This is a genomic window from Streptomyces sp. NPDC093801 (genome assembly GCF_040701585.1).
GTDB lineage: Bacteria > Actinomycetota > Actinomycetes > Streptomycetales > Streptomycetaceae > Streptomyces.
The window spans coordinates 43069-62407 of the sequence record NZ_JBFBDP010000034.1 but is presented as its reverse complement, the minus strand read 5'-3'; the positions used below and the strand labels follow the sequence as shown (position 1 = coordinate 62407).

Sequence of the window (19339 nt, the reverse complement as noted above, 5' to 3'; positions counted from 1 at the left end):
TGCAGGTCTAAGACTGCCATGCCGGTGCCCCGGTCCCCGCATCGGTGTCCGCGAGCGCGACCGCCCCGCCCCGGCTCAGGTGACGTCCGGGGCGGAGCGGCTGAGGGTCTCCACCGTCCGGCGGGCACCCGGCCCGAGCAGCGCCGACGCCTCCGCCCCGGCCTCGGCGAGCCAGCGGGCCACCAGCGCCCCGAAGACGGGGTCGGCCCGCACCAGCTCCACCGTGCGCTGCTCGAACACCGCGGGTCCGCCCGGGGTCCGCAGCAGCTGGCGGCCCGTGCGCCGGAGCAGCTCGCGGGTACGGGCCTCGGGGCGCGCGCAGGTCGCGGCGGCGAGGGCCGTCAGGAAGGCGCCGAGCACCTCGGGGTCGGACTCCTCCCGCAGCAGTGCCTCGGCCAGGTCGGCCCGCAGGGCGGAACCGGGCTCCCCGCCGGGCGCGGCCAGTACGCCGGCCAGGGCGGCCCGTACCCCCTGCGGGGCGGTCCGCAGCAGGCCCAGCACCAGCGGGCGCAGCACGGGTGCGGCGGCCGGGCCCTGCTCCAGGCGCCGGTCGACGAACGCGGCGGCGTGCGGGGCGTCCCCGGGGTGCCGCGCGAGGTGCTCCCGTACGAGCTCGGCGGCGCGGCGGGCCAGCGCCGGGGTGGTCAGGGCGGCGAGGGCGCGCAGCACCTCCCCGTCCGCGCGGGCCCGCAGGGCGTCGAAGACGGCGTCGGGGTCGGGCAGTACGGGCAGGGCCGCGACCAGCGCGGAGGCGGGCAGCCGGGCACCGCGCTCGGGGTCGCGGAAGCAGGCGAGGGCGTCGGGCAGGTGGCGGGCCCGCGCCTGCGGGTCGCGCAGCAGCATGCCGAGGGCGCTGCCGTGCAGGGGGACGTCGCCGGGGCGGGCGAGGAGCGCCTCGGCGGCGTGGCGCAGCAGTTCCCGGTCGGCGGGGGTGCGGACGTGGGGGGCGGTGGCGAGCCCGTACGCGGCGGCGGCCACGCGCCGGCCGGGCCGGTCGTCGCGGGCCCAGCGTCCGACGGCGCGGGACAGGGCGGAGGGTTCGTCCTCGGCGAGGACGGCGAGCAGTTCGTCGGCGCGCGGGTGCGCGGCGTCGACGAGGGCCTCGGCGAGGTCGTCGGGGGCCAGTGCCCGGTGGGTGTGGAGGAGGGCCTGGGCGGCGGTGGCGACGGTGGCTCCGGGGCGGCCGCGCAGCCGGCGTTCGTCGGTGAACCAGGCGCAGAGCAGGGGCAGGACGAGCCGCGGGGCGCGGGCGAGGCGGCGGCCCGCGGCTTCGAGGTAGCGGTGGTCGGAGGGCAGCAGGCGGCGCAGCAGGTCGAGCCGGTCGGACTCGGCCAGCCGGAGCCGGTTCCAGAACCAGCCGCCGAACTCCTGCGGGCCGGCCCGGGCCACGTGCTCGGCGAGGGCGTGCAGGACGGGCAGGTGTGCGGTGGCGTCCGGGGCGCGCAGCAGGGTTGCGCGCAGCAGCCGGGCGGCCCACCAGGCGCGGTCGGGGTGGACCTCCCCCGGCGGGGCCTCGGCGAAGGCGTGGAGGGCGCCGACCAGCCGGGCCAGGGCCTCCCGGCGCTCGGCGTCGGGGAGCCGGCCGAGGGCTTCGAGCACGGGGCCGATGCGGTGCCGGGGCACGGGCGGGCCGGGTGCGGCGGGGCCGGTGTGGACCAGGGAGTCGAGGGCGCCGGGGACGTCGAGGTGGCAGGCCTGGAGCCAGTCGGAGAGCTCCTCGTGGGCGAAGCGGTAGCCGGGGCCGGCGGGGACGAGCAGGCCCTCGGTGAGGACGGCGGAGGCCCAGCCGGTGCGCCAGGGGAACAGCTCCTCGAAGGCGGCCCGGTCGAGCTGCCCCTGCCCCGGCCCCAGGCACCGCCGGGCGGCCTCGTGCACCCGCCCGGCCACCCGGGCGGCCAGCCGCCGCACCCCGGGGGCGTACACGCCGCCGTCGGCGGCACGCTCCCGGGTGGTGCCGGGCGGGCCCGGTTCGGGTGCGGCGGTCCGGGAGCCGGACGTCCGGCCCCCGGCGGTCCGGCCGACCCCTGGCAGGCTGCCGGGGGGCGGGGAACCGGGCGGGGGGTCGGCCGCGGGGCGGTCGCCGGTGTTCGGGACGCCCGAGCGTTGAGGGGCCCCGGCGCCGGGCGGGCGCAGGCCGTCGGGGCCGGGGGTGGCCGGGCGGGGGTGGGGGGCCGGGCGGGGGGACCCGTCGCGCGCCGCCCGGGGAGGGGCGCCGGCGGTACCTGCGGGGTGGCCGGCGTCGGGGCGGGTGGCGGTGGTGATGCGGAGGGCCACACGGAGGAACTGGAGGTCCAGGTGGGCTGCGAAGACCTCGTCGCGGCCCGGGCGGCCGTCCGTGACGCCGGCTGCGCGGAGGCCGGCGAGCAGGGTCAGGGTGAGGGGGTGGCGCGCGTCGGACTCCCGTACCGCGTCCGCCGGGATGCCCAGGCGGGCCCGGGCCGTGTCCGCCTCCGCCGGGCCGAGGTCCCCGACGGGCAGGGCGGGCGGCAGCCGCCGGGCGGGGCGGCCGGGGGTGTGCAGCAGCTCCGGCGGGTAGAGGGCGCCGGCCCGCTCCCAGTACTCGGGCCGGGCGGCGACCACCAGCCGGGTCCCGGTGCCGCACAGCCACGCGGCGGTGGACACGGTCCACGGCGCGAGGCGGTGCGCCAGGGCGGGCGGCATCTCCTCGGGGGTGTCCAGCACCACGAGCAGCGCCCGCCCGGCCGCACCCGCCAGCCGGGCCACCCGCTCCGCCGTGCCCTCCGCCGCTGCGTCAGCGGCCGCCCGGGCCGCGTCCGCGGGCCGGCCCGCGGTGACGATGCGGACCGCCTCCGCCAGCGCCCGCGCCACGGCGTCGGCCAGCGAGACGTCGTCGGCCCGCAGGTCGGCGCCGCGCAGCCAGAGCGTCGGCGCGGGGCGGGGGCCGCGCGCGCGGTCGGCGGCCAGCGCGGCGAGGGCGGTGGTGCGGCCGGTGCCGGGATCGCCGACGAGGCCGAGGACGAGGTCCTGCCCGGCGGTGAAGGCGGCCAGCCCGTCGGCGATCGCGGGCCGTGCCACGGGTTCGGCGGCGCCGGCGGCCGGGGGGACGGCCGGGCCCAGGGTGGTCGCGGTCAGCTCCAGCGCGCCCGCCAGGTTCAGCTCGGCCCCGTGGCCCGGGACGGTGGCGCCGTTGCGCTCCAGCAGGGCCGCGAGGGGGCCGCCCGGTACGGTGGCGGCGGCCGCGCGCAGGGGGACGGCGAAGCTTCCGGAGCGCCGCCGCGCCGTGAGGGCGGTGCCCATGACCGCGAGCACCGCCCCGGTCGCCGCGTCGAGGACCGGTCCCCCGCAGGCCTCGCCGCCCAGCCGCAGCGCGTCCCTGCCGTCCGTGCCGATCGCCAGCTCGACGGCGGCGGGCAGCAGCACCCGGCGGCCGGCCGCGGTGTAGGCGACCTCCGCGCCCGCCCCGAGGACCCGTGCCTGGCGCCAGCCCCGCGCGGGGACGCGTACGTACGTGCCCGGGGGAACGGTCCCGCGCGCCGCCACCGGCAGCGGCCGCATCCCGAGCCCGTCGCTCGGCACCAGGGCCAGCCCGAGCTCCGGCAGGGCGGTCACCTCGGCGGCCTCGGCCCTCCAGGTGCGCTCCCCCGGCGCGTGCAGCACGACCCGTTCCAGGCCTTCCACGGCCTCGTGGCTGGTCACCACCGTCCCGCGGTCGTCGGCCACGAAGCCGCTGCCGCGGGTCCGTCCGGCCGGATCGCAGATCGTCACGAGTACCGCGGGTTCGGCGGCTCCCCAGGAAGCCGCGCCGGCGCTCCCCGCACCACCTGTGACCTCGTCCGACAACTCCGCACCACTCCCCCGCCACGGGACCCGTGGTCATGACGGTAGGCAAGTGAAGATCGGGGCCGAAAGCACGCGGGCCGAAAGCGCCCCCTCGCGCTCCCTCGGTTCACTCCGAGCGCCCGCTCGGTCGGGTGAACCCGGGGCTCCGGGTGGACGGGACCCACCCGAGGGGGTTGTGGAGCGGTGAGCGGCGGTCATGGTGCGCCCACCGCTCCACGTCCGGGACGAGGAGCCCCGGATGGGGTTCAGACGAAGACCGCGAGGGACTTCGCCTTGCCGCCCTTGCTCTCGACGAGCCCGAGCAGCTGGCCCTGGGGGCCGTAGACGGCCACGGTCCGGCCGTCCTGGTACTCGTCCGGCATCTCGATCCGCACGCCGTTGGCGAGCAGCGAGGCCCGCCGGGCGTCGAGGTCCCAGCGCGCGAACGCGGCCGCGGCCGCCTCGCCGATCGGCATGACGATCAGCTCCTCCTGGAGCTGGTCCAGCGTGCGCGCCTTGTCGAGCTTGTACGGGCCCACCCGCGTGCGCCGCAGCGCCGTGAGGTGGCCGCCGACGCCCAGGTCGGCGCCCAGGTCGCGGGCGAGGGCCCGGATGTACGTACCGCTGGAGCAGACGACGGAGACGACCAGGTCGACGACCTTGGTGCCGTCCTCGGCCTCCGCCTCGCGCATGTCGTACACCTGGAACGACGAGATGGTCACCGGGCGGGCCGGGATCTCGAAGTCCTCGCCGTCGCGGGCGCGCTTGTAGGAGCGGACGCCCTTGATCTTGATGGCGCTGACCTTGGACGGGACCTGCATGATGTCGCCGGTCAGCTTGGCGATGCCGGCGTCCACGGCCTCCCGGGTGACCGCGGAGGCGTCGGTGGACTCCGTGATCTCGCCCTCGGCGTCGTCCGTCAGGGTGTACTGCCCCAGGCGGATCGTCCCGAGGTACTCCTTCTCGGTCAGCGCCAGGTGGCCGAGGAGCTTGGTGGCCTTCTCGACGCCGAGGACGAGCACGCCCGTCGCCATGGGGTCGAGGGTGCCGGCGTGGCCGACGCGGCGGGTCTTGGCGATCCCGCGCATCTTGGCGACCACGTCGTGCGAAGTGAAGCCGGACGGCTTGTCGACGATGACAAGGCCGTCCGGAGTCTTCCCTGCGTTGGTGCTCATTCCGCGGCTGCGTCCTCGGAGTCGTCGGAGTCCTCATCGGGCTTCTTGTACGGGTCGGCCTCACCGGCGTACTGGGCGCCGGAGGAGACCTCGCGCACCTGGGCGTCGGAGGCGCGCGCCTTGTCGAGGAGGTCCTCGATGGTCCGGGCGTTCTCCGGGAGGGCGTCCGCGACGAAGGTCAGGGTGGGCGTGAACTTGGTCCCCGCCGCCCGGCCGACCGCGGAGCGCAGTACGCCCTTGGCGCTCTCCAGGCCCGCTGCCGCGCTGGCCCGGTCCTCGTCGTCGCCGTAGACCGTGTAGAAGACCGTGGCCTCCCGCAGGTCGCCGGTGACCCGGGTGTCCGTGATGGTCACGTGCGTACCGAGGCGGGGGTCCTTGACTCCACGCTGCAGCTTCTGCGCCACCACCTCCCGGATCAGGTCCGCCAGCTTCTTCGCCCGCGCATTGTCGGCCACTGGTCCGTCTCCTTCTTCCTTGCAGACAAGCAATCAGTCTTCATCACCGTGGAACCGCCGCCTCACGGACAGCAGCTCCACTTCCGGACGCGCCGCGACCAGCCGCTCGCAGCGGTCGAGCACGTCCGACACGAACCCCGCGTCCCCGCTCACCAGGGCGACCCCTATGCGGGCCCTGCGGTGCAGGTCCTGGTCTCCCACCTCGGCCGCGCTCACGGAGAACTTGCGCTGGAGCTCGGCGACGATGGGCCGGACGACGGAGCGTTTCTCCTTCAACGAATGGACGTCGCCGAGGAGCAGATCGAAGGACAGAGTCCCCACGTACATGCAGTTCCGGATGTCCCGCCGGTGCGGGTTAGGTGGCCTGCCGGCCGTCGCTCGGCAGGGTCACCAGAACCGTACACGCAACGGCCGGGGCCGATCGACGGATATTCCGCCGACCGGCCCCGGTGTTACGACACGGTACGAACCGCCTCGCGCTTACGCGCGGGGCTTCTCGCGCATCTCGTACGTCGCGATGACGTCGTCGATCTTGATGTCGTTGAAGGAGCCGAGGTTGATACCGCCCTCGAAGCCTTCGCGGATCTCGGTGACGTCGTCCTTGAAGCGGCGCAGACCGGAGATGGTGAGGTTCTCGGCGATGACCTTGCCATCGCGCAGGAGCCGCGCCTTGGTGTTGCGCTTGACCTCGCCCGAGCGGACCAGGACACCGGCGATGTTGCCCAGCTTGGACGAGCGGAAGATCTCGCGGATCTCCGCCGTGCCGAGCTCGACCTCTTCGTACTCCGGCTTGAGCAGACCCTTGAGGGCCGCCTCGATCTCCTCGATGGCCTGGTAGATCACCGAGTAGTACCGGACGTCGACGCCCTCGCGGTCCGCCATCTGCGCGGCACGGCCGACAGCGCGGACGTTGTAGCCGATGACGATGGCGTCGGAGCCCATCGCCAGCGAGATGTCGGACTCGGTGACCGCACCCACACCGCGGTGCAGGACGCGGATGTCGACCTCTTCGCCGACGTCGAGCTGGAGCAGCGAGGACTCCAGGGCCTCGACCGCACCGGACGAGTCGCCCTTGATGATGAGGTTGAGTTCCTGGACCAGACCGGCCTTGAGCACGGAGTCGAGGTCCTCGAGGGACACGCGACGGACGCGCTTGGCGAAGTTGGCGTTGCGCTCGCGCGCAGCACGCTTCTCGGCGATCTGACGGGCGGTGCGGTCCTCGTCGACGACGAGGAAGTTGTCGCCGGCGCCGGGGACGTTGGTGAGACCCAGGACCAGGACGGGGGTCGACGGACCCGCTTCCTCGATGTTGTTGCCCTTGTCGTCGAGCATGGCGCGCACGCGGCCGTAGGCGTCGCCCACGACCATCGTGTCGCCGACGCGGAGGGTACCGCGCTGGACGAGGACGGTGGCGACGGCACCGCGGCCGCGGTCGAGGTGGGACTCGATCGCAATACCCTGGGCGTCCTGCTCGGGGTTGGCGCGCAGGTCGAGCGAGGCGTCGGCGGTGAGGACGACGGCCTCCAGCAGGGAGTCGATGTGCAGACCCTGCTTGGCGGAGATGTCGACGAACATCGTGTCGCCGCCGTACTCCTCGGCGACCAGACCGAACTCGGTGAGCTGACCGCGCACCTTGACCGGGTCGGCACCCTCGACGTCGATCTTGTTGACCGCGACGACGATCGGGACGCCGGCGGCCTTGGCGTGGTTGAGCGCCTCGATCGTCTGCGGCATGACGCCGTCGTTGGCCGCGACCACGAGGATCGCGATGTCGGTCGACTTGGCACCACGGGCACGCATGGCGGTGAACGCCTCGTGACCGGGGGTGTCGATGAAGGTGATCTTGCGGTCTTCACCGTTGACGTCGGTGCCCACCTGGTAGGCGCCGATGCCCTGGGTGATGCCGCCGGCCTCGCCCGCGACGACGTTCGTCTTGCGGATGGCGTCGAGCAGGCGGGTCTTACCGTGGTCGACGTGACCCATGACGGTGACGACCGGCGGACGCGGCATGAGGAATTCCTCGCCGCCCTCGTCCTCGCCGAACTCGATGTCGAAGCCCTCGAGCAGCTCGCGGTCCTCCTCCTCCGGGCTGACGATCTGAACGGTGTAGTTCATCTCGTCGGCGAGGAGCTGGAGGGTCTCGTCGGAGACGGACTGCGTGGCAGTGACCATCTCGCCGAGGTTCATCATGACCGCGACCAGCGACGCCGGGTTGGCGTTGATCTTCTCCGCGAAGTCGGTGAGGGACGCACCGCGCGACAGACGAACGGTCTCGCCGTTGCCGCGGGGCAGCATCACGCCGCCCACGGACGGGGCCTGCATGGCCTCGTACTCCTGGCGCCTCTGACGCTTCGACTTGCGACCGCGACGGGCGGGCCCGCCGGGACGGCCGAACGCACCCTGCGTGCCACCACGGGCACCCGGGCCGCCGGGACGGCCGCCGAAGCCGGGACGACCGCCGCCACCGGCGCCGGCCGGGCCGCCGCCGAAGCCGCCGCCACCCGGACGCGAGCCGCCGAAGCCGCCACCGGCCGGACGCGAGCCCGGACCGGCCGGACGGCCGGCGAAGCCGCCGCCGGGACGACCCGGACCGCCGGGACGGCCCGCGCCGCCCGGACCGGGACGGGGACCGCCGCCGGGACGGGGACCGGGACCGCCGGCAGCGGGACGCTGCGGCATCATGCCGGGGTTCGGACGGTTGCCGCCCGGGGCCGGACGCGGAGCGCCGCCCTGCGGACGGGGCATGCCGCCCGGGGTCGGACGGGCGCCGCCGGGACCCTGCGGACGCGGGGCGCCGCCGGGGCCGGCCTGCGGACGCGGGGCACCCTGGCCGCCGGCGCCGGGGGCACCGGGACGCGGGGCGCCGGCCGGACGGGGCGCCTGCGGGCGCGCCATGCCGGTGGAGCCGCCGGACGTGAACGGGTTGTTGCCCGGACGGGGACCGGCCGGACGGGCGCCCTGCGGACGCGGGGCCGGAGCACCGGGGCGCGGGGCCTGGGCACCGGGGGTGGCACCGGCCGGACGCGGGGCGCCGGGACGCGCGCCGGGCTGGCCCGGAGCGGCCGGACGCTGCTGCGTCGGACGGGGGCCGGGGGTCGCGCCGGACGGACGCGCGGGGGCGGCCGGGGGCGCGGAGAACTCGGTCGCCACGGGAGCCGCCGGAGCGGGCTTCGGGGCGGCCGGAGCCTTGGGGCCGGGACGCGGGCCGGGAGTGGCCGGAGTCACCGGGGCGGGGGCCGCCGGGGCCTCGGCAGCGGCCGGCTTGGGGGCCGGTGCGCCGGGCTTCGGGGCAGGACGTGCCGCGGTCGCCGGGGAGGGCGCCGCGGGCTTGGCGGGCGCGGCCTTGCGGGGCGCGCCGGGCTTCGCAGCGGACTTGCCGGCGTTGCCGCCGGGCCCCTGCAGTGCGTCAGTCAACTTGCGTACAACCGGCGCCTCGATCGTCGAGGACGCCGAACGGACGAATTCACCGAGTTCTTGGAGCTTGGCCATGACGACCTTGCTCTCAACCCCGAACTCCTTGGCGAGTTCGTATACCCGGACCTTAGCCACTTCGCTCCTTTTAGGTCCGGGTTACGCCGGACCGTCGCTACTTCATGGGCGTACTCATCGCGTACTCATCGAGTGCTCATCGCAATCTCGACCTACTTCCAACTCGCGAGGTACCTGACCGCACGGGGTATCCGTGCCGTACTTCTTCTTACGGTGTCGCCACGGCCTGGACGGCCAGGGCGTTGCGCAGGCCCTCCGTGTCGAGCGGTCCTGCGGACCGGAGGGCCCGGGGGAACGCTCTGCGGCGGACCGCCTGGTCGAGGCAGACCACGGCAGGGTGCACGTACGCACCCCGGCCGGGCAGCGTACCGCGAGGATCCGGGACGCATTCGTCCCCGATCGCCACGATGCGCAGCAGATCGTTCTTGGCCGCTCGCTCCCGGCACCCCACACAGGTGCGTTCGGGGCATGCGCGGGCTTGCGTCCGGCCAGACACGCCTAAGTCTACCTCCCCGTACCGACCTCACCCCTTCAGGTGAAAAATCGAACGGATGTCGTTGTGATCCACGAGGGGTCCTCCAGGCGGAGGACTCCCTGTCTACCGGCCGGAAACCACCGAACGGTAGTGATTTATTCCCGCCGGGGCCGCCGTTTCCGGCCGGCCCCGGTCAGTCCCGGTCGTTCCCGGTCAGTCCCGGTCGGCGTCCGCGTCGGGCGCCTGCTCGGTGTCCGGACGGATGTCGATGCGCCAGCCGGTGAGCCGCGCGGCCAGGCGGGCGTTCTGGCCCTCCTTGCCGATGGCCAGCGACAGCTGGTAGTCGGGGACGGTCACCCGCGCGGAGCGCGAGTCCCAGTCGACGACCTCGACCTTGCTCACCCGGGCGGGTGACAGGGCGTTCGCGACCATCTCCGCCGGGTCGTCCGACCAGTCAACGATGTCGATCTTCTCGCCGTGCAGCTCGGCCATCACGTTGCGCACGCGGCTGCCCATCGGGCCGATGCAGGCGCCCTTCGGGTTCAGGCCCGAACGGGTGGAGCGGACCGCGATCTTGGTGCGGTGGCCGGCCTCGCGGGCGATCGCGGAGATCTCGACGCTGCCGTCGGCGATCTCCGGGACCTCCAGGGCGAAGAGCTTCTTCACCAGGTTCGGGTGGGTGCGCGACAGGGTCACGGACGGACCGCGGACGCCCTTCGCCACGCGCACGACGTACGCCTTCAGGCGGAGCCCGTGCGGGTACTCCTCACCGGGGACCTGCTCCTGCACCGGCAGGATGGCCTCCAGCTTGCCGATGTCGACCAGGACGTTCTTGGGGTCCTTGCCCTGCTGGACGACGCCGGTGATGACGTCGCCCTCGCGGCCGGCGAACTCGCCGAAGGTCAGGTCGTCCTCGGCGTCGCGCAGACGCTGGAGGATCACCTGCTTGGCGGTCGTCGCCGCGATCCGCCCGAAGTCCGACGGGGTGTCGTCGAACTCCTTGGGCTCCTGGCCCTCTTCGAGGTCCCTCGGGTCCTCCGTCGCCCACACGACCACGTGACCGTTGGTGCGGTCGAGCACGACGCGGGCGCGCCGGAAGCTGCCCTCGGTGCGGTGGTACGCGATGAGGAGGGCCGACTCGATCGCCTCGACGAGCAGGTCGAAGGAGATCTCCTTCTCCCGGACCAGACCCCGCAGGGCACTCATGTCGATGTCCACGGCTACGCCTCCTCTTCCTTCTTGTCCTTGCGGTTGAACTCGATCTCGACACGCGCCTTGGCGATGTCGGTGAACGCGATGCGGCGGGCGGTCGCCTTGCGGCCCTTCACGCCCGGGACCTCCAGGTCCATGCCCTCGTCGTCGATGCCGAGGATGCGGGCGACCAGTTCCCCGTCCTCGACGAGCTGGAACTTCACGAGACGGCCGGTCGCCCGGACGTAGTGACGGTGCTCGCTGAGGGGGCGGTCCGCGCCCGGGGAGCTGACTTCGAGGACGTACTCGTCCTCGCCCATGACGTCGGAGGCGTCGAGCGCGTCGGAGACCTCACGGCTCAGCTCGGCGCACGCGTCCAGCTCCACGCCTTCGTCGGAATCCACGACGATCCTCAGCATCCGGCGCCTGCCCGCCTTGGAAAGCTCGATCTCCTCGAGGTCCAGGCCCTTGGCGGCGACGAGCGGCTCCAGCAGTCCGCGCAGCCTGTCGCTCTGGGTGGTGCTCATCCGGGTGACTCCTCGGCCGCGTGTGCTGTTGTGGTTTTCCGTCGCGTGTCAGGTGAAAGGGTATCCGGTCGCGGAGGGTGTTGCCGTCCGCGCCGCCGGGCGGACCCCCGGGTACGGTGATCACACCTTGTCCCGCCGTCACCCCGAGGACGTCACCGTGCCCTGGACCTTGCCTTCGAGGCCCTCGCCCTCACGCAGGAGCGTGCTCGCCGGAGCCGCCGCCGCAGCGGCGGGGTCCGCACTGGCCACCGGGTGTTCCGGCGGGGGCGCCCCGTCCGGCGCGGACAGCGCGAATTCACTCGAACGGCTGATGCGCGAGGGCGCCGTCCGTGACACCCGGCGACTGCTGGAACGTTACGACGCCACCGCGGCCGTCCATCCGGACCTGGCCGGGCGGCTCGCTCCGCTGCGGGAGGCGGTCGCCGCGCACACCGGGGCCCTGGCACCCGCCTCCCCGAAGTCCGCCCCGACGCCCAGCCGGGCGCCCTCGCCGTCCGCGTCCCCGTCCGCCCCGGCCCCGAGCGGCGCGCCCGCGGCCGGGAAGGCGGAGGTCCCGGCGAAGCCCGCCGAGGCCCTGAGCGCGCTCGCGGACGCCGAACGGAGCCTGTCCGAGGCCCGGACCATCGCCCTGGCCGGCGCCCCCGGGGAACTGGCCCGGCTGCTGGCCTCGGTGGCGGCCTGCGGGGCCGTCCACGCCTACCTGCTGACCTCGAACCCGGGAGCCGCCTCGTGACCACCGGAGCGAAGCCCGCCGTGAAGCCCTCCCCCTCCGCGGGCGGGCGCGCGCTGGAGGCCGCCCAGGCGGCGCTGGCCGCCGAGCACGCGGCGGCGTACGGGTACGGGGTCATCGGCGCCCGGATCGATCCCGCCCGGGCGACCGAGGCCCGCGAGGCGTACGGCCACCACCTCTCGCGCCGCGACCGGCTCACCCGGACCGTCCGGGAGCTGGGCGGCGCGCCCCGGCCTTCCGAGGCGGCGTACGCCCTGCCGTTCGAGGTGCGCTCCCCGGACGACGCCGAGCGGCTGGCCGCCGACATCGAGGACCGGGTGGCGGGCGCCTACTCGGACCTCGTCCGGGCGGCGGACGGCCAGTTGCGCCGCGACGCGGCCGACGCGCTGAGCGCGGCGGCCGTGCGGGCGGCGCGGTGGCGCGGCAGCGGCGTAGCCTTCCCTGGGCTCGCCGAACGCTCTCAGGGGGCCCGCACCAGCTGAAAGGGACCACGCACGCATGGCTTTCGAACCGCCCCAGCGGCTCGTACGGGCGCTCGGCGAGCTGCCGCGGACCGCTCAGGACACGGAGTGGCTGGAGCGGCTGCCCGAGCTCGCCAAGGAGGCGCTGGAGCGGCGGGACGTCCTGGCCCAGCGGGCGCTGGCGCCGGGCGGCCGCAGCAGCCTGGTGATCCTGGTCCGCTACGCCGACGGCACCCCGGCCGCCCTGAAGCTGGCGCCGCCGGCGGCGCGGCCGGGGCTGGAGCTGGCCGCGCTCGCCCACTGGGGCGGTTTCGGGGCGGTCCGGGTCCTGGACTCGCGCCACCACGAGGAGGACGGGGCGCTCCTGCTGGAGCGCTTGCACGCGGAGGTCTCGCTGCGCTCGCTCCCGGAGGCCAAGGCGCTGCTGGAGGCGTGCGGCACGCTGCGGCGGCTGTGGGTGCGCCCGCCGGCCGGCCACCCCTTCGAGACGGTGGCCGAGCGCACGGCGGCACAGGCCGGGGCCCTGCGGGCGGCGCCCGCGGAGGCGCGGGCGCTCGCCGGGGCGGCGCTGGCGGTGCGGGAGGAGCTGACGGCCGGGGCGCCCGAGGAGCTGCTGCTGCACGGGAACTTCCGGCAGGGCAAGGTGCTGGCGGGTGAGCGCGCGCCGTGGCTGACGGTGGGACCGGAGCCGCTGGTCGGCGAGCGGGCGTACGACCTGGCCCGGCTGGTGCGGGACCGGCTGGAGGACCAGGTGGCCTCGTCGACGGGGGCCGCCGGGGCGCGGCGGCGGGTGAACAAGCTCGCCGACTCGCTGGAGGTGGACCGGGAACGGCTGCGGGGCTGGACGCTGTTCCGGGCGGTGGAGTCGGGGGTGCGCGCGCTGGCCGCCGGCCGTCGGCGGGACGCGGAGCTGCTGCTGGAGTTCGCTGCCTGGCTGTAGGGCATACCTTAATAAAAGGGGCATGTCCGGCAGGGGGCCGTGATGGTCGAGGAACTGCTGACAGTAGGGATCGCCGCCGCCGCGGGCGTCGCGGTCTACCTGGCCGCTGCCGCGCGGGTCGTGAAGCAGTACGAGCGGGGGATCGTCTTCCGCTTCGGCCGGCTGCGGCAGGGCGTGCGCCCGCCGGGACTGACCATGATCCTCCCGGTGGCGGACCGCCTGCACAAGGTGAACCTGCAGATCGTGACGCTGCCGGTGCCGGCGCAGGAGGGCATCACCCGGGACAACGTCACGGTGCGGGTGGACGCGGTCGTGTACTTCAAGGTGGTCGACCCGGCGAGCGCGCTCATCGCGGTGGAGGACTACCGCTTCGCGGTCTCGCAGATGGCCCAGACCTCGCTGCGGTCGATCATCGGCAAGAGCGACCTGGACGACCTGCTGTCGAACCGCGAGAAGCTGAACCAGGGGCTGGAGCTGATGATCGACAGCCCGGCGATGGGGTGGGGCGTGCAGATCGACCGGGTGGAGATCAAGGACGTGTCGCTGCCGGAGACGATGAAGCGGTCGATGGCGCGGCAGGCGGAGGCGGACCGGGAGCGGCGGGCGCGCGTGATCAACGCGGACGCGGAGCTCCAGGCCTCGCACAAGCTGGCCGATGCCGCGGCCGTCATGTCGGACCAGCCGGCGGCGCTCCAGCTCCGGCTCCTCCAGACGGTGATCGCCGTGGCGGCGGAGAAGAACTCCACCCTGGTCCTCCCCTTCCCGGTGGAGCTCCTGCGCTTCCTGGAGCGGGCGGCCCCGACCCCGCCGCAGGACGCCCGCCAGGGCCCCGCGCGGCCAGCCCCGGCGGCGCCGGCCGCCGCCGGCCCCGCCGGTCCGCCGCCGCAGGCCGTGCCGGGCCTCCCGGGCCCGCCGGCCGAAGCCGTGCCCGGCCTGGCCGCTCCGTCCGCCGAAGACGTGCCGGGCCTCGCGGGTGCGCCAGACGCGGACACCCCCGGCCTCACCGGTCCACCCGCCGCAGACGACGCCCCCGGCCTCGCCGCTCCGCCGGCCGAAGACGCCTCCGGCCTCGCCCCTCCGTCCCCGGAGGACGTCCTCGGACTCTCCGCCACGCCCTTCGAAGACCCCCCGGAGCGCACCGGGCCGCCGCCGCAGGAGGCTCCGGCGGCGGACGGTGCGGCCGGGTCCGGGCCCGCCGCCGGGGAGCCCCCGGCGGCGTAGGGCGCGTCGTACGGTTCCCGTCCTCGCCGACGGGCCGGCCCCGCTCCCGGTCCCCTACGAGAGCCGGGCCAGCGCCTCGTCCAGCGGGAGCTCCTCGCGGGTGCCCGTACGGCGGTCCTGGAGTTCGACCACCCCGTCCGCGGCCCGGCGCCCCGCCACCAGGATCCACGGCACGCCGATCAGCTCCGCGTCGGTGAGCTTCACGCCCGGCGAGACCCCGGCGCGGTCGTCCAGCAGGACCCGCTTCCCGGCCCCGGCCAAGGCCTGCGCAGCCTGCTCGGCCAGCGCCAGCGGGACGGCCTTGCCCGCCGCCACCACGTGGACGTCCGCCGGGGCCACCTCCGCGGGCCAGCACAGCCCGCGCTCGTCGGCCGTCTGCTCGGCGAGCGCGGCCACCGCCCGGGAGACCCCGATGCCGTAGGAGCCCATGGTGACGCGCACCGGCTTGCCCTGCGGGCCCAGCACGTCCAGCCCGAAGGCGTCCGCGTACTTCCGCCCCAGCTGGAAGATGTGCCCGATCTCGATCGCCCGGTCCAGCCGCAGCCCCGCGCCGCAGGAGGGGCAGGGGTCGCCCGGCTCGACGACGACCACGTCCAGGTACCGGTCGACCTCGAAGTCCCGGCCGCAGACGACGTTCCGGGCGTGCGTGTCGGCCTTGTTGGCACCCGTGACCCACGCCGTGCCCGGCGCCACCCGCGGGTCGGCCAGGTAGGGGACCTTGTCCAGGCCCTGCGGGCCCACGTAGCCGCGCACCAGGTCGGGCCGGCCCGCGAAGTCCTCCGCCGTCACCAGTTCCACCACCGCCGGGGCCAGGTGCTCCCCGAGCTTGCCGAGGTCCACCTCCCGGTCCCCGGGCACGCCCACGGCCGTGATCTCGCCGTCCACCTTGACCAGGAGGTTCTTCAGCGTGGCGGACGCGGGGACGCCCAGATGCGCGGCGAGGGTCTCGATGGTGGGCGTGTCCGGGGTGGGGATCTCCTCCATCGGACCGTGGGCGGCGTCGGCTACGGGCGCCGGGACGAAGGTGACCGCCTCGGTGTTCGCCGCGTAGTCGCAGGAGGGGCAGTCCACGAACGTGTCCTCGCCCGCCCCGGCCGGCGCCAGGAACTCCTCGGACGCCGAGCCTCCCATCGCGCCCGACACGGCGGACACGATCCGGTGGTCGAGGCCGAGCCGCCGGAAGATGCGCACGTACGCCTCGCGGTGGAGCCGGTAGGACTCCGCCAGCCCCTCGTCCGTGACGTCGAAGGAGTACGAGTCCTTCATCTGGAACTCGCGCCCGCGCAGCACGCCCGAGCGGGGCCGGGCCTCGTCGCGGTACTTGGTCTGGATCTGGTAGAGCATCACGGGCAGGTCCTTGTAGGACGTGCACTGGTCCTTCACCACCAGGGTGAAGATCTCCTCGTGGGTGGGGCCGAGCAGGTAGTCCGCGCCCTTGCGGTCCCGGAGCCGGAACAGCAGGTCCCCGTACTCCGTCCAGCGGCCGCTGACCTCGTACGGCTCCTTGGGCAGCAGCGCCGGCAGCAGCACCTCCTGGGCACCGATCGCGTCCATCTCCTCGCGGACGACGCGCGAGACGGCGTCGAGGACCTTCTTGCCGAGCGGCAGCCAGGTCCAGACCCCGGCGGAGCTGCGCCGGACGTAGCCGGCGCGGACGAGGAGCCGGTGGCTGAGTGTCTCGGCGTCGGCCGGGTCCTCGCGGAGGGTCTTGGCCATGAGGCGGGACATGCGCTGCACGTGTTGCGTTGACATGCGGCGAGGCTATCGGGGCCCGCCCCGCCCCCGACAGCGTTTTCGGGGGCCGCCGGGGGACTCAGCCGCGCAGCAGCGGGAGCGGGGCGCCCATGACGGCGTACGGGAGGCTCGCGCTCGGGAAGTGGACCTTGCGGGCCAGGTCCCGGTAGCCGAGGGCGCCGTAGAGGCCGCGGGCCGGGCTGTCGGTGTCGATGGCGGAGAGGATCGAGCGCGGCTCGGCGGCGCTGTCGGTGATCCGGGTGATCAGGGCGCGGCCGACGCCCCGGCCCTGGAAGCCGGGGTGGACGTGCAGCTCGGTGATCACGAAGGAGTCGTCGAGCCAGTGCTCGGAGCCGGCGGCCCGCAGGTAGGGCTCGACGATCGTGGACCACCAGTGGGCCCGGTCGTTGGGCATCCCGTAGACGAACCCGGCGAGGGCGCCGTCGTCGGTGAAGGCTCCGAGGGCGCGGGCGCCGCGACAGGTCATGTGGCGCTGGACGATGTAGCGCCGGATGCCGACCTCCTCCTCGCTGAGCCCGAAGGCCACGGCCTGCACGCGCAGGGCATCGTCCACGCGGCCGGCGAGGTCGAGGTGCCCGATGCGCAGTCCAGCGGGCCGTGCGGGGTCGTCGCCCCCGGGGGTAGGCAGCATGCGGCCGACCTTACTGCGGGGTAGGGGCGCTGCGGTACGGCTTCCCGGACGAAACCGGCCGCTCGCCGCCGTGCGTTGGCACAGTGGTCGCCCGGCGCGCGGCGCGCGTGCGCCGGGGGACGCGGCGCACGGTCAGAACAGGACGCTCATGAACGCGCCGACCTCGCGGAACCCGACGCGCCGGTAGGCGGCTCGCGCGGCGGTGTTGAAGTCGTTGACGTAGAGGCTGACCACGGGGGCCACGTCGCGCAGCGCGTACTCCACGACGGCCGCCATGCCGGTCTCGGAGTGCCCGCGGCCGCGGAACTCGGGGGCCACCCAGACGCCCTGGATCTGGCAGGCCCGGGCGGTGGCGGCGCCGATCTCGGCCTTGAAGACGACCTTGCCGTTCTCGACGCGGGCGAAGGAGCGGCCGCTGCCGACCAGCTCGGCGACCCGTGCCTGGTAGAGCAGCCCGCCGTCCCCGGCGAGGGGGGAGATGCCGACCTCCTCGGTGAACATGGCCACGCAGGCGGGCATGATCAGGTCCATCTCGTCCTTGCGGATCCGGCGGACGAGCGGGTCGGGCGCGACGTCGGGGGACGGCTGTTCGGTGGCCATGAGGGGCTGGTGGCGGCGGACGTCGCGGGCGGGGCCCCAGCTGGGTTCGAGGAGCTGCCACAGCAGCCGGGTGGCCTCGGCGGGGCCGACGATGGAGGAGCAGCGGCGGCCGGTGCGGCGGGCCCGGTCGGCGAAGGCGCGGACGGCTTCGGGGCCGGCGCAGACGGGGACCAGGTTGGCGCCGGCGTAGCACAGCGCGCGGAGTTCGCCGCCGGAGTACCAGCCCCACATCTCGCCGCCCAGGCGCCAGGGGTCGAGTCCGGCGACCTGGACACGGGAGGTGACGAAGGCGTTCTCGACCGGCTCGCGTCCGAGGATGGCGAGCGCGGCGTCCAGATCACTGGGTTCAAGGACCCGGGTGGTGGTCTGCGTCAACACTGGGGCCTCACCGTGCAAGTCTGCTGATCTCCGCACTGTACCCGCCGGGGCGGGGGGATGCCGCGTCCCGCAGGTCACGAAAAGGGCCCGGCCCCGGCCCCTGGGCGGGGTCCGGGGCCGGGGCCTGCCCACAGCTCGCACGGGCTCCTGAGCCGAAGGGGCGCGCCGGGGGAACAGCCCGGCTTCTGCGCCCCGGAGGCGAAGGAGCCCGGAGAAGATCAGACGCCGATGGCGACGCTGGGCTCGCCGGAGGCGACGCCGTCCTTCTCCATCTGCTCGGCGATCTTCAGGGCCTCTTCGATGAGGGTCTCCACGATCTTGGACTCGGGGACGGTCTTGATGACCTCGCCCTTGACGAAAATCTGGCCCTTGCCGTTGCCGGAGGCGACGCCGAGGTCGGCCTCGCGGGCCTCGCCGGGGCCGTTGACGACGCAGCCCATGACGGCGACGCGCAGCGGTACGGTCATGCCGTCCAGGCCCGCCGTGACCTCCTCGGCCAGCTTGTAGACGTCGACCTGGGCGCGGCCGCAGGACGGGCAGGAGACGATCTCCAGGCGGCGCTGGCGGAGGTTGAGCGACTCCAGGATCTGGATGCCGACCTTGATCTCCTCGGCCGGGGGCGCGGAGAGCGAGACGCGGATGGTGTCGCCGATGCCCTGGGAGAGCAGGGCGCCGAAGGCCACGGCGGACTTGATGGTGCCCTGGAAGGCGGGGCCGGCCTCGGTGACGCCGAGGTGCAGCGGGTAGTCGCACTGGGCGGCGAGCTGGCGGTAGGCCTCGACCATGACGACCGGGTCGTTGTGCTTGACCGAGATCTTGATGTCGCGGAAGTCGTGCTCCTCGAAGAGGGAGGCCTCCCACAGCGCGGACTCGACCAGCGCCTCGGGGGTGGCCTTGCCGTACTTCTTGAGCAGCCGGGCGTCGAGGGAGCCCGCGTTGACGCCGATGCGGATCGGGGTGCCCGCGTCGCCGGCGGCCTTCGCGATCTCCTTGACCTTGTCGTCGAACTGCTTGATGTTGCCCGGGTTGACGCGGACGGCGGCGCAGCCGGCGTCGATCGCGGCGAACACGTACTTGGGCTGGAAGTGGATGTCGGCGATGACCGGGATCTGCGACTTCTTGGCGATCACGGCGAGCGCGTCGGCGTCGTCCTGCGTGGGGCAGGCGACGCGGACGATCTGGCAGCCGGAGGCGGTCAGCTCGGCGATCTGCTGGAGCGTGGCGCCGATGTCGGACGTCCGGGTGGTGGTCATCGACTGCACCGAGACGGGTGCGTCGCCTCCGACGGCCACGGAACCGACCTGGATCTTGCGGCTGACCCGGCGGTCGGCAAGCTTCGTCGGTACGGACGGCATTCCGAGAGAGATGGCAGTCATCTGCTGTGCAACCCCAAGGTGTGGATCGAGGTCCCGAGATCGGCGGGCTCCGGCCTTTGAGGTTACGCCAATGCGCGGGCGCCCCACGCATCCGAGGGGGCGGCGCCACCCGAACGCAGGGAGCCGGGCACGGTGCGTGCCCGGCTCCGGTGTGC

General features: G+C 74.6%; 16 protein-coding genes. 4 read left to right on the top strand and 12 right to left on the bottom strand.

The window, feature by feature from the left end:
• Positions 1-75 precede the first annotated feature (75 nt).
• The 8 genes from AB0469_RS32390 to rimP all read right to left on the bottom strand — a co-directional run bounded on the left by AB0469_RS32390 (position 76) and on the right by rimP (position 11092).
• Positions 76-3726 carry a trypsin-like peptidase domain-containing protein gene (locus AB0469_RS32390; protein WP_366455047.1) on the bottom strand — a complete coding sequence of 1217 codons (3651 nt, stop codon included), beginning with the start codon at positions 3724-3726 and terminating at the stop codon, positions 76-78.
• 320 nt (positions 3727-4046) lie between these two features.
• Positions 4047-4955 carry a tRNA pseudouridine(55) synthase TruB gene (truB, locus tag AB0469_RS32385; RefSeq protein ID WP_366455046.1) on the bottom strand — a complete coding sequence of 303 codons (909 nt, stop codon included), beginning with the start codon at positions 4953-4955 and terminating at the stop codon, positions 4047-4049.
• Positions 4952-5410, bottom strand: coding sequence for a 30S ribosome-binding factor RbfA (gene rbfA / locus AB0469_RS32380; protein WP_366455045.1), 459 nt, complete (start codon positions 5408-5410; stop codon positions 4952-4954). Before rbfA ends, truB begins: the two co-directional genes overlap by 4 nt.
• Positions 5411-5443: 33 nt before the next feature.
• The gene (locus AB0469_RS32375; protein WP_030227569.1) at positions 5444-5737 is read right to left on the bottom strand and encodes a DUF503 domain-containing protein; all 294 of its coding nucleotides are present in this window, start codon (positions 5735-5737) and stop codon (positions 5444-5446) included.
• A 153-nt stretch (positions 5738-5890) separates the two neighbouring features.
• The gene (infB, locus tag AB0469_RS32370) at positions 5891-8959 is read right to left on the bottom strand and encodes a translation initiation factor IF-2 (protein WP_366455044.1); all 3069 of its coding nucleotides are present in this window, start codon (positions 8957-8959) and stop codon (positions 5891-5893) included.
• Between the two features lie 148 nt (positions 8960-9107).
• The gene (locus AB0469_RS32365; protein WP_362063020.1) at positions 9108-9395 is read right to left on the bottom strand and encodes a YlxR family protein; all 288 of its coding nucleotides are present in this window, start codon (positions 9393-9395) and stop codon (positions 9108-9110) included.
• A gap of 192 nt (positions 9396-9587) precedes the next feature.
• Positions 9588-10592 carry a transcription termination factor NusA gene (gene nusA, locus AB0469_RS32360; protein WP_042809345.1) on the bottom strand — a complete coding sequence of 335 codons (1005 nt, stop codon included), beginning with the start codon at positions 10590-10592 and terminating at the stop codon, positions 9588-9590.
• 2 nt (positions 10593-10594) lie between these two features.
• On the bottom strand, positions 10595-11092 hold the full coding sequence (gene rimP, locus AB0469_RS32355) for a ribosome maturation factor RimP (RefSeq protein WP_366455043.1): 498 nt from the start codon (positions 11090-11092) through the stop codon (positions 10595-10597).
• 202 nt (positions 11093-11294) lie between these two features.
• On the opposite strand from rimP, the gene AB0469_RS32350 reads away from it, so the two are divergent.
• Genes AB0469_RS32350 through AB0469_RS32335 form a run of 4 tightly spaced genes read left to right on the top strand, consistent with a single transcriptional unit; the run spans position 11295 to position 14444 of the window.
• Complete coding sequence (locus AB0469_RS32350) at positions 11295-11825, top strand: hypothetical protein (protein ID WP_366455042.1); 531 nt, start codon at positions 11295-11297, stop codon at positions 11823-11825.
• Positions 11822-12304 carry a ferritin-like domain-containing protein gene (locus tag AB0469_RS32345; protein WP_366455040.1) on the top strand — a complete coding sequence of 161 codons (483 nt, stop codon included), beginning with the start codon at positions 11822-11824 and terminating at the stop codon, positions 12302-12304. Before AB0469_RS32350 ends, AB0469_RS32345 begins: the two co-directional genes overlap by 4 nt.
• Positions 12305-12320: 16 nt before the next feature.
• Positions 12321-13223: an aminoglycoside phosphotransferase family protein gene (locus tag AB0469_RS32340; RefSeq protein WP_366455039.1), complete on the top strand. Its 903-nt coding sequence runs from the start codon at positions 12321-12323 to the stop codon at positions 13221-13223.
• Positions 13224-13265: 42 nt separating this feature from the next.
• The gene (locus tag AB0469_RS32335) at positions 13266-14444 is read left to right on the top strand and encodes an SPFH domain-containing protein (protein WP_366455038.1); all 1179 of its coding nucleotides are present in this window, start codon (positions 13266-13268) and stop codon (positions 14442-14444) included.
• 54 nt (positions 14445-14498) lie between these two features.
• Here AB0469_RS32335 and AB0469_RS32330 read toward each other — a convergent pair whose 3' ends face one another.
• The 4 genes from AB0469_RS32330 to ispG all read right to left on the bottom strand — a co-directional run bounded on the left by AB0469_RS32330 (position 14499) and on the right by ispG (position 19184).
• Positions 14499-16196: a proline--tRNA ligase gene (locus AB0469_RS32330; RefSeq protein ID WP_366455037.1), complete on the bottom strand. Its 1698-nt coding sequence runs from the start codon at positions 16194-16196 to the stop codon at positions 14499-14501.
• 61 nt (positions 16197-16257) lie between these two features.
• The gene (locus AB0469_RS32325; protein WP_366455036.1) at positions 16258-16830 is read right to left on the bottom strand and encodes a GNAT family N-acetyltransferase; all 573 of its coding nucleotides are present in this window, start codon (positions 16828-16830) and stop codon (positions 16258-16260) included.
• Between the two features lie 132 nt (positions 16831-16962).
• Positions 16963-17805: a GNAT family N-acetyltransferase gene (locus AB0469_RS32320; RefSeq protein ID WP_366455064.1), complete on the bottom strand. Its 843-nt coding sequence runs from the start codon at positions 17803-17805 to the stop codon at positions 16963-16965.
• Positions 17806-18026: 221 nt separating this feature from the next.
• Positions 18027-19184, bottom strand: a complete 1158-nt coding sequence (gene ispG / locus AB0469_RS32315) for a flavodoxin-dependent (E)-4-hydroxy-3-methylbut-2-enyl-diphosphate synthase (protein WP_045947680.1) — start codon at positions 19182-19184, stop codon at positions 18027-18029.
• Between the last annotated feature and the right edge of the window lie 155 nt (positions 19185-19339).

Bases quoted from the DNA above. Each gene is read 5' to 3' on its own strand.
- truB (WP_366455046.1), bottom strand. From the start codon at position 4,955: ATGAGCACCAACGCAGGGAAGACTCCGGACGGCCTTGTCATCGTCGAC.
- AB0469_RS32375 (WP_030227569.1), bottom strand. From the start codon at position 5,737: ATGTACGTGGGGACTCTGTCCTTCGATCTGCTCCTCGGCGACGTCCAT.
- rimP (WP_366455043.1), bottom strand. From the start codon at position 11,092: ATGAGCACCACCCAGAGCGACAGGCTGCGCGGACTGCTGGAGCCGCTC.
- AB0469_RS32340 (WP_366455039.1), top strand. From the start codon at position 12,321: ATGGCTTTCGAACCGCCCCAGCGGCTCGTACGGGCGCTCGGCGAGCTG.
- AB0469_RS32335 (WP_366455038.1), top strand. From the start codon at position 13,266: ATGGTCGAGGAACTGCTGACAGTAGGGATCGCCGCCGCCGCGGGCGTC.
- AB0469_RS32330 (WP_366455037.1), bottom strand. From the start codon at position 16,196: ATGTCAACGCAACACGTGCAGCGCATGTCCCGCCTCATGGCCAAGACC.
- AB0469_RS32325 (WP_366455036.1), bottom strand. From the start codon at position 16,830: ATGCTGCCTACCCCCGGGGGCGACGACCCCGCACGGCCCGCTGGACTG.
- ispG (WP_045947680.1), bottom strand. From the start codon at position 19,184: ATGACTGCCATCTCTCTCGGAATGCCGTCCGTACCGACGAAGCTTGCC.